Origin of the sequence: Nocardioides sp. CF8 (genome assembly GCF_000389985.1) — a bacterium.
Lineage (GTDB): Bacteria > Actinomycetota > Actinomycetes > Propionibacteriales > Nocardioidaceae > Nocardioides > Nocardioides allogilvus.
In genome coordinates, this window is record NZ_CM001852.1 from 2,418,855 (window position 1) to 2,426,420 (window position 7,566).

Sequence of the window (7,566 nt, forward strand, 5' to 3'; positions counted from 1 at the left end):
GGCGGGCGGGACGCGCGGCTGATGGAGGAGCTGGGGCTGCGCGTGCGCCGTACCGACATCACGCCCGGCTTCGTCGCCCTGCTCCGGGCCCAGGGGCACGACGCCGACGTCCTCGACCCGCTCACCGACGACCTGGCTTCGCCCGAGGGCCCGTACGCCGCTGTGTGGGCCAACGCCTCGCTGCTGCACGTCGCTCGGAGAGACCTGCCCACCGTGATCGCACGCCTCGCCGCGGTCGTGCGACCCGGTGGCCTGCTGCGCATCTCGGTCAAGGAGGGCGACGGGGAGGGCTGGTCGACGCACGGCTCGATCAGCAGCCCGCGCCACTTCACCTACTGGCGCGCCGATGCGCTGGCCACCGTCGTCGCCGACGCGGGCTGGCGCGACGTCGAGATCGCCCACGAGGCCGGACGGAAGAACGCCGACTCGTGGCTCGAGCTGTCGGCGGTGCGCGCATGAGGCACACCGAGTTCTGGGACCGCCTCGACCACGCCCTCGGGCGGGCGAGCTCACGGACCTGGGCCGAGCTGTTCGTGATCGGCGAGCTCGGCAGCCGGACCGCGGTCGAGGCCCTCGACGCGGGCGTCGCGCCCAAGCAGGTGTGGCAGGCCGTGTGGCGCACGCTCGAGCTGCCCGACCGGGAACGGTGAGACCATGGCTGGCATGACCAAGGGCAACTGGATCAGCGCCGCGGTCGTGGCCGCGGTGCTGGTCGTCGGGGTCGGGGCGTGGCTGTTCCAGCCCTGGCGCATCCTCACCAGCAGCACCGTCGACGAGGCCGTGCCGACAGCCACCTCAGGAGCCGACCAGACGGAGTCGGCCACTCCGGTCGATAAGCCCACCACCACGCCCACGGACCGGGAGCTCGGCGCCGGCACGTTCGTCGACGCCGAGCACGCGACCGCGGGGGCGGTCCGCCTGCTGGAGCTCGCCGACGGCCGCCGGTTCGTCCGCATCGAGGGCCTGGCCAGCTCCGACGGGCCTGATCTCCACGTCTGGCTCAGCGACCGACCCAGCGGGGGTGACTGGGGCTCCTACGACGATGGTCGCTACGTCGCGCTCGGAGGCCTCAAGGCGACCCACGGCAACCAGAACTACGAGATCCCGGCCGGGGCCGACCTCGCCGGGCTGAAGTCGGTCGTCATCTGGTGCGACCGCTTCAACATCGCCTTCGGCACCGCGCCGATCAGCGCCGCATGACGACGACGACCCTCGTCGACATCGAGGCCGTCCAGACCCGCACGATCCGCACGCTCGTCGTCTCGCAGGCAGTCGGGGCGGTCGGCGTGACGATCGGCGTCGCGACCGCCTCGCTGCTCGCGCGCGACATCTCCGGCAGCGAGAGCATGGCCGGCCTGGCCCAGACCTTCCAGGTGCTCGGCACGGCGGCCGCCGCCTTCCTGCTCGCGCGGTTGATGCGCGCCCGCGGGCGCCGGATCGGCCTCGTCACCGGCTACCTGCTCGGCGCTGCCGGCGCCGTGCTGGCCGTCGTCGCCGGTGTGGTCGACTCGATGCTGGTGCTGCTCGTCGGTGCCGTCCTCCTCGGTGCGACCACGGCAGCCAACTCCGGCTCGCGCTACGCCGCCACCGACCTCGCGCCCGAGGAGACGCGCGCCCGTGCGTTGTCCGTCGTCGTGTGGGCCACCACCATCGGCGCGGTCGCCGGCCCCAACCTGACCGGTGTTGGCGCCTCCTTCGCGCGGTCCGTCGGCATCCCCGAGCTCACCGGCGGGTTCGCCATCGGCGCGGTCGCGCTCGTGGTGGCGGCCGGCGTGCTCGCCGTACGCCTCAAGCCGGATCCGCTCCTCGTCGCGCAGTCGATGGCACCGGTCGCCGCGGGCGACGTCCCCACCCGGTCGTGGTCGCGCTTCACCGCCACGGTGCGCGACGTGCCGGCCGTCGGCGCGGCCGTGGTCGGCATGGCCTGCGCGCACGCGGCGATGGTGACCGTGATGATCATGACGCCGCTGCACATGGAGCACGGCGGCGCACACCTGCACGTCATCGGCTTCGTGATCTCGCTGCACGTGCTCGGCATGTTCGCGTTCTCACCGCTCGTCGGTCTCGCCGCCGATCGCTGGGGACGCTCGTCGGTGCTGGCGGCCGGCGGACTGACGCTGCTGGCGTCGCTGGCTCTGTGCGGCTCGGCGCCCGAGGGGAGCTCGTGGCAGATCTTCGCCGGGCTCTTCCTGCTCGGCCTCGGCTGGTCCTTCGCGACGGTCGCGGCCTCGACGATCATCGCGGACCGTACGCCGCTGTCCGCGCGCACGGACGTCCAGGGCACCTCCGACATGGCGATGTCCCTGACGGCCGCGGGCGGGGGAGCGCTCGCCGGGGTGATCGTCCAGGAGCTCGGTTATCCGATGCTGGCCGCCTTCGCCGCGCTGCTCGGAGCGGTCGTCGTCGCGGCCGGGCTCGCGACACGTCGCGACGGCCGCGCCTGATCCGGGCGACACGCCGGGGGCGAACAGCGCATCGAACAGACGTTCGGGTTAGATTGTGTCCACAGGTACGACGCGGGACCGAGGTTCTCCACAGGTTCGACCTCCCTGATCAGGGGATGTCGGTGGCTCGCTCTAGCGTCGCAGACGTACCTGACATCCGACACGTAGAGAAGGACACGCACATGGCTGGTGGAGATCGCGAGAAGGCGCTGGATGCAGCGCTCGCCAACATCGAGAAGTCGTTCGGCAAGGGCTCGGTCATGCGACTGGGCGACGAGATCCGTGCCCCGCTGGAGGTGATTCCCACCGGTTCCATCGCGCTCGACGTCGCGCTCGGTCTCGGCGGGCTGCCCCGCGGCCGTGTCGTGGAGATCTACGGTCCGGAGTCCTCCGGAAAGACCACGGTCGCCCTGCACGCGGTGGCCAATGCCCAGCGGGCCGGCGGCATCGTGGCCTTCATCGACGCCGAGCACGCCCTCGACCCCGACTACGCCAAGGCGCTGGGTGTCGACACCGACGCCCTGCTGGTCTCCCAGCCCGACTCCGGTGAGCAGGCGCTCGAGATCGCCGACATGCTGATCCGTTCCGGCGCCCTGTCGCTGATCGTGATCGACTCGGTGGCCGCGCTGGTGCCCCGGGCCGAGATCGAGGGCGAGATGGGCGACAGCCACGTCGGTCTCCAGGCCCGACTGATGAGCCAGGCACTGCGCAAGATGACCGGTGCTCTCAACAACTCCAAGACGACGATGATCTTCATCAACCAGCTGCGCGAGAAGATCGGCGTCATGTTCGGCTCGCCCGAGACCACCACCGGTGGCAAGGCGCTGAAGTTCTACTCCTCGGTGCGCCTCGACGTGCGCCGCATCGAGACGCTCAAGGACGGCACCGACATGGTCGGCAACCGCACCCGCGTCAAGGTCGTGAAGAACAAGGTCGCCCCGCCGTTCAAGCAGGCGGAGTTCGACATCATGTACGGCAAGGGCATCAGCCGCGAGGGTGGCCTCATCGACGTCGGTGTCGAGGCGGGCCTGGTCCGCAAGGCCGGCGCTTGGTACACCTACGAGGGCGACCAGCTCGGGCAGGGCAAGGAGAACGCCCGCACCTTCCTCAAGGACAACCCCGACCTGGCCAACGAGCTGGAGAAGAAGATCCTGGAGAAGCTCGGCGTCGGGCCGCAGGTCGACACCCCGGCCGACGAGCTCTCCGACGAGCCGATCGGTGTGAGTGACTTCTGACCGCGCAGCCGGCCCCGCGGAACCAGGGGCCGGCGCGGATGAACTGCGAGGACGGGTGTGGTGAGCGAGGACCGGCCGGCGCCGGCGTGGGCAGGAGACGTCCACGCCGGGGTCGAGGCCTGGACTCGCTCGTCCCGGTTGTCCAAGTCCGGAGCCGCGGAGTCGGACGAGCCCGACGAGCCGTTCGAGCGGGTGCCGACAGGCCGCCCGCGGCGCAAGTCCGGCGCCTCTCGCGCCCGGTCGACGGAGCGGGCGACGGGTCGCACCCGAGAGCCCTCGTCGGCTCCGCCGCCGCCCGACAAGGTCGCCCTCGGACCGCCCGCGGACCCGGAGGCCGTTGCGCGCAAGATCCTCCTCGACGCCCTCACCGGCCAGGCCCGCTCGCGCAAGGAGCTGGCCGACAAGCTGGCGAAGAAGGAGGTGCCGGCCGAGCTGGCCGAGCGCCTGCTCGACCGCTTCGAAGAGGTCGGCCTGATCGACGACGAGGCCTTCGCCCGGGCGTGGATCGAGTCGCGACAGCCGGGCAAGGGGTTGGCCCGACGTGCGCTGGCCCACGAGCTGCGCCGCAAGGGCATCGACGACGAGGTCGCTCGTGACGCCCTCGACCAGATCGACCCGGACGACGAGGCTGCCGCTGCCCGGGTGCTGGTACGCAAGAAGTTGCGCTCCGTCCGTGGCCTCGAGCAGCAGAAGGCGACCCAGCGACTTGTGGGGATGCTCGCACGCAAGGGCTACGGCGCCGGGATGGCGTTCGCGATCGTCAAGGACGAGCTGCGACTGGATGCAGAGCCCGACGAGGAGTTCTAGTCTCGGCTCATGCCCCGACTGCTGCCCGGCCCGGACGAGCGCCCATGACCATCCGGCTGACGATCGCCGACCGGGGCCACGAGCTGTCGGGTGTGGTGCGAGACGGGGAGTCCTGGCGGGCTGCCGCGGTCCGGACGGCCGGCTCGCTCAGCGGCGTGCCGGTGCCTCTCGACCTGTCCGGTGAGGTCAAGAAGTTCCTGATCGACCACGACCGGGCCGTGACGCTGCGGCCCATGACCCGCGGCGACCTGCCCAAGGTGGCGCAGTGGCGCCAGCAACCGCACGTGCTCCAGTGGTGGGCAGCCGACGGTGAACCGACCCTGGAGCGCGTCACCGAGCAATACTCCGCGGACATCGACGGCACCAGCCCGACGCGGATCTGGGTGGCCGAGGTCAACGGCCGTTCGGTGGGCTTCGTGCAGGACTACCGCATCGGCGACTATCCCGAGTACGCGCTGCTGGCTCCCGACCCGGACGCGATCGGGATGGACTACGCGATCGGTGAGCCGGAGTGGGTCGGGCGTGGACTGGGGGTGCCGATCCTCTGGGCCTGGATGCTGAAGACCCAGCACCGGCTGCCGGCCGCGGCCGCCTACTTCGCCGCTCCCGACCACCGCAATGCGGCCAGCCTGCGGGTGCTCGACAAGCTCGGCTTCGAGCAGGGGGTGTGGTTCGACGAGCCCCAGACGGACAGTTCGGTGGCGACCGTCGTCGGCTGCACCCTCGACGTACGCCGCGTCCTGGCCTGACGAGCAGCGCCTCCTCGGTGCGCGATGATGTGCCCATGACCGACGCGATCGCCGCCCAGCTCCGCCTCAGCCCCGGCCCCGTTGACCTGAGTGCCATCGAGACGGACGCCGCGCCCGGGTTCACGGGGAAGAAGGCCGACGGCGAGGCGGCGCTGGCGGCCATGGCCACCGAGCTGGCCGACCTGCAGGAGCGCCTGTGGGCCGAGCGGACCGCCGGCTCCGAGCGGCGGGTGCTGCTCGTGCTCCAGGGCATGGACACCTCGGGCAAGGGCGGGGTGCTGCGGCACGCCGTCGGCCTGATCGACCCGCAGGGCGTGCGGATCACCAGCTTCAAGGCACCGACCGACGAGGAGAAGGCGCACGACTTCCTCTGGCGGATCGAGAAGGGTGTGCCGGCGCCCGGCTACGTCGGCGTCTTCGACCGCTCGCACTACGAGGACGTGCTGATCGCCAAGGTGCGCGGGTTCGCCGAGCCCGAGGAGATCGAGCGGCGGTACGGCGCCATCAACGACTTCGAGGCCAGGCTCGTGGCCGAGGGCACGACGCTGGTCAAGTGCATGCTCCACATCAGCGCCGACGAGCAGAAGGCCCGCCTCCAGGAGCGACTCGACAACCCCGAGAAGCACTACAAGTTCAACCCCGGCGACCTCGACGAGCGGGCGCTGTGGCCGGCCTACCGCGAGGCCTACGAGATCGCCCTCGAACGCACGAACACCGGGGTCGCGCCCTGGCACGTGATCCCGGCCGACAAGAAGTGGTTCCGCAACCTCGCGGTCGCCCAGCTCCTGCTCGACGCCCTGCGCGGTCTCGACCTGCAGTGGCCGGTGGCCGACTTCGATGTCGAGGAGCAGGAGCGACGGCTCGCCGACGAGGCGCCGGTCGCGTGAGCACGACTGCGAAGCCGGCCACCGGCCTGCCGGTGGTCGACGTCACCCGCTACGTCACGCCCCTGCGCGAGGGCGGCAGCCTGCCCGGCATCGTCGAGGCCGACGACCTCGGCACCTACGTCTGCAAGTTCCGCGGCGCGGGCCAGGGGCTCAAGGTGCTGGTGGCCGAGGTCATCGTCAGTGAGCTCGCCACCAGGATCGGGCTGCGCACGCCGCGCCTGGTCGCGCTCGACCTCGATGCCGAGATCGCCCGCTACGAGGCCGACGAGGAGGTGCAGGACCTGCTCACCAAGAGCGTCGGGCTCAACCTCGGGGTCGACTTCCTGCCCGGCTCCTTCGGCTACGACGGCGAGCTCAGCACCTCCGCCGCCGAGGCGGCCACCGTGCTCTGGCTGGATGCGTTCACCGCCAACGTCGACCGGTCGTGGAAGAACCCCAACCTGCTCGTGTGGCACGGCGAGCTCTGGGTGATCGACCACGGCGCCTCCCTCTACTTCCACCACGGGTGGTCCGGGGGAGTGAGCGACCCCCAGCGGTTCGCCCGACAGCCGTGGGACATCACCGACCACGTCATGGCCGGCTGTGCCGCGGAGGTGCCGGACGCCGACGCGCGGATCCGGGCTCTGCTCGACGAGGGCGTCTTCGCCGACGTGGTCGCGCAGGTGCCGGACGCCTGGCTCGAACCCGTGCCCGGCGCCGAGAGCGCCGCAGAGCTCCGAGCGGCGTACGTCGCCTTCCTGACCGCGCGCCTCGCCACGCGCGCCTGGCTGCCGGGGGCGCCGTCATGAGCCGCCTCGCCTATCAGTACGTCGCCCTGCGCTGCGTCCCGCGCCCTGAGCGTGAGGAGTTCGTCAACGTCGGGGTGGTGCTCTACTGCCAGGCTGCCGACTTCCTCGACGTGGCCTGGCAGTGCGACCGCGACCGGCTGGGTGCCCTCGACCCGCGCCTCGACGTGGATGCGGTGTGTGCGGCGCTCGCCTTCGTCGAGGGTGTCTGCCGGGGCGACGCCCGCGGCGGTGCGGCCGCCCTGCAGTCGCCGGGCCAGCGGTTCGGCTTCCTGAAGGCGCCGAAGAGCACCGTCCTGCAACCCGGGCCCGTGCACGGCGGCATGACGGCGGATCCCGCCCGCCAGCTCGAGCACCTGCTGGCCCGGCTCGTCGGGTGACCAGAAGACAGTCGCCCGGCCCCGCGTGAGCGGAACCGGGCGACCGGGGACGTGCTGGTGGGGCAGTGTCGATCAGACCGGCACGAGCTCCACGGCACCGACGGCGTAGCGAGCCAGGATGGCGCGCGCGACCTCGGGGTGGGCACCGAGCGGCTCGGAGACGGCGACCGCCCCGGCCTCGATCGCGAGCTCGGCAGCCCGGTCGGGCAGGAAGCCCGGCGCGAGGAAGAACGACGCGACAGCGATGTGTCGGCGGCCCTCGGCCCGGAAGGCGCGCAC

The 7,566-nt window shown here is 71.6% G+C and carries 11 protein-coding genes; 10 read left to right on the plus strand and 1 reads right to left on the minus strand.

The window, feature by feature from the left end; genetic code table 11:
• From CF8_RS11770 to CF8_RS11815, 10 genes are all read left to right on the plus strand, one after another.
• The coding region (locus CF8_RS11770) for a class I SAM-dependent methyltransferase (RefSeq protein WP_036490836.1) at positions 1-459 on the plus strand (459 nt) is incomplete at its 5' end.
• Positions 456-650, plus strand: coding sequence for a DUF3046 domain-containing protein (locus tag CF8_RS11775; RefSeq protein ID WP_036490839.1), 195 nt, complete (start codon positions 456-458; stop codon positions 648-650). The genes CF8_RS11770 and CF8_RS11775, both read left to right, overlap by 4 nt.
• Positions 651-663: 13 nt before the next feature.
• A complete protein-coding gene (locus CF8_RS11780) occupies positions 664-1,200 on the plus strand; it encodes a DM13 domain-containing protein (RefSeq protein WP_010833344.1) in 537 nt (178 codons plus the stop codon).
• Complete coding sequence (locus CF8_RS11785; protein WP_010833345.1) at positions 1,197-2,444, plus strand: MFS transporter; 1,248 nt, start codon at positions 1,197-1,199, stop codon at positions 2,442-2,444. The genes CF8_RS11780 and CF8_RS11785 overlap by 4 nt, the downstream gene beginning before the upstream one ends.
• Before the next feature lie 182 nt (positions 2,445-2,626).
• A complete protein-coding gene (recA, locus tag CF8_RS11790) occupies positions 2,627-3,679 on the plus strand; it encodes a recombinase RecA (RefSeq protein WP_036490843.1) in 1,053 nt (350 codons plus the stop codon).
• Between the two features lie 60 nt (positions 3,680-3,739).
• The gene (locus tag CF8_RS11795; protein WP_036490845.1) at positions 3,740-4,486 is read left to right on the plus strand and encodes a regulatory protein RecX; all 747 of its coding nucleotides are present in this window, start codon (positions 3,740-3,742) and stop codon (positions 4,484-4,486) included.
• Positions 4,487-4,530: 44 nt separating this feature from the next.
• Positions 4,531-5,235: a GNAT family N-acetyltransferase gene (locus CF8_RS11800; RefSeq protein WP_010833348.1), complete on the plus strand. Its 705-nt coding sequence runs from the start codon at positions 4,531-4,533 to the stop codon at positions 5,233-5,235.
• 35 nt (positions 5,236-5,270) lie between these two features.
• The gene (locus CF8_RS11805) at positions 5,271-6,122 is read left to right on the plus strand and encodes a PPK2 family polyphosphate kinase (protein WP_036490847.1); all 852 of its coding nucleotides are present in this window, start codon (positions 5,271-5,273) and stop codon (positions 6,120-6,122) included.
• A complete protein-coding gene (locus CF8_RS11810) occupies positions 6,119-6,910 on the plus strand; it encodes a HipA family kinase (RefSeq protein WP_010833350.1) in 792 nt (263 codons plus the stop codon). Before CF8_RS11805 ends, CF8_RS11810 begins: the two co-directional genes overlap by 4 nt.
• Entirely contained in the window at positions 6,907-7,287 is a 381-nt protein-coding gene (locus tag CF8_RS11815; RefSeq protein WP_010833351.1) for a DUF3037 domain-containing protein, read from the plus strand. Before CF8_RS11810 ends, CF8_RS11815 begins: the two co-directional genes overlap by 4 nt.
• Before the next feature lie 72 nt (positions 7,288-7,359).
• Here CF8_RS11815 and CF8_RS23160 read toward each other — a convergent pair.
• Positions 7,360-7,566: CbiX/SirB N-terminal domain-containing protein (locus tag CF8_RS23160; protein ID WP_036490849.1), on the minus strand; the 207-nt coding region annotated here is incomplete at its 5' end.